1 protein-coding gene is annotated in these 1984 nt (G+C 36.5%); it reads left to right on the forward strand.

Annotation, left to right across the window (positions count from 1 at the left end; genetic code table 11):
- Positions 1–132: 132 nt before the first annotated feature.
- Complete coding sequence (locus HT687_RS10650; protein ID WP_016399281.1) at positions 133–1866, forward strand: IS1634 family transposase; 1734 nt, start codon at positions 133–135, stop codon at positions 1864–1866.
- Positions 1867–1984 lie beyond the last annotated feature (118 nt).

Consider the following 1984-nt stretch of genomic DNA (forward strand, 5'->3'; position numbering starts at 1 on the left):
CGGGACTTTGACAGTTGTGAAGTGAAAAACTCCTCATAAAGGTTGATATAAGGGGATTTTCTTGTCAAATTTCACCGTTTTTTATTTGCGTACTTTTCCGTACTTTGTTATAATAGAGCGAGGTATAAAAAGATGAGAGTGAAACAATCAAAGTCAAAAAACACTATCAACTACGCTATTATTAAAGACATCAAGGTTGGAAATAAACGGACTTCTACTATCGTAGAAAACTTAGGCAATCATAACACACTCTTAAAAGAACATCCTGATATGGAACCTCTTGAGTGGGCTCGTTTACGTGCCAAGGAATTAACTGAGAAAGAAAAAGAAGAAAATAAAGATTTCCTCATTACCTTTAGTCAGAACAAACAGTTAAAACAAAATCAATTGAACGAATATCATGGAGGCTATCTCTTCCTACAAGACCTCTATCATCAACTAGATTTGCCTAGAATTAACAAAGAAATCCAAAAACGACATCGTTTTAATTTCTCTCTAGATGATATCCTATCTCGATTGATTTATGGACGGATTCTAGCTCCTGCTTCAAAACGATCCACCCTAGAATTTTCAAAAACATTACTCGAACCTAAAGAATTTGAACTCCAACATTTTTATCGGGCTCTTGAAGTTATTTCTAATGAAACAGAGTTTATACAAGAACAAACCTATCAAACTTCAAAAAAGATGACCCAACGACAGACAGAAGTTCTCTACTATGACTGTACTAACTTCTATTTTGAAATTGAAGCTGAAGATGAGGAAGGACTTCTGAGACAATACGGTCCATCTAAAGAACATCGCCCAAATCCAATTGTGGAGATGGGACTCTTTATGGACAAACAAGGAATTCCCCTAGCTTTCTGTATCCACCCTGGAAATACAAATGAACAAACTACTCTTAAACCATTAGAAAGAAAGATTGTCAAGGAGTACAAGGCTTCAAAATTTGTAGTCTGTACAGATGCTGGACTCTCATCAAAAGCCAATAAGATGTACAATTCTTTTGGGGAACGTTCCTATGTCACAACTCAATCTATCAAGAAGTTAAAGAAAGAATACAGAGACTGGGCTTTGGATAAAAGTGGTTGGCGAATGGTTGGGGATAAGAATCCTATCTTTTACAATCTGGATGAGCTAGAGCACAGAGAGGAATTAAAAAAACAGCTCTTCTTTAAAGAATCTCCTTTTTATGATGAAGATTTACCAAATCAACGCTTGATTGTGACCTTTTCTACTAAATATCAAGACTATCATCGAACGATACGAGAGAGACAGATTGAACGGGCTAGTAAGTTACTGGGCAAGCCCAGCCAAGCTACCAAGAAGAGACAAACCGATTTTAAGAGATTTCTGAAAGAAACAAGTACTACCAAAGAAGGGGAAATCGCCGAGAAAAGGATTCTAACTCTTGATGAGGAACGTATTCAAGAAGAGGCTCAATATGATGGTCTCTACGCCGTAGCCACTAATCTAGATGAAGATATCCAGACAATTGTAGTCATCAATCAAAGGCGGTGGGAAATTGAAGAGAGTTTTCGTATCATGAAGCAGGAACTACGAGCCAGACCCGTTTATCTCAGCCGTTCAGATAGGATTCAAGCACATTTCACTATTTGTTTCCTAGCACTAATGATTTATCGTCTCTTGGAAAAACAACTAGGAGAAACAGTCACCTGTTCAGAACTCATCCAAACCTTACGCAATTACAAGTTCAAACATCTTTATGGAGCAGGATATCTTCCAACTTACACCAGAACAACTATCACGGATCAACTCCACCAAGCATTTGGTTTCCAAACTGATTTTGAGATTATAAGCGAAAAAAATATGAAAAAAATTTTTAAGAAAACCAAATCTAGATAAAAAGTACGCATTTTTTAAAAAGAGAAAAAGAGCTCCGAAAAGCTGTCATATCAGTATTTAGGGGCTCTTTGATTTCGAAAAACTGTCAAAGATGGGATTATACAGTCTTTTCAAACTT

It is taken from the genome of Streptococcus sp. 1449 (assembly GCF_013276805.1).
Taxonomy (GTDB): Bacteria; Bacillota; Bacilli; order Lactobacillales; family Streptococcaceae; genus Streptococcus; species Streptococcus pseudopneumoniae.

What these genes read in the sequence shown, in the direction of transcription:
- HT687_RS10650 (WP_016399281.1), top strand. Translation starts at nt 133, where the DNA reads ATGAGAGTGAAACAATCAAAGTCAAAAAACACTATCAACTACGCTATT.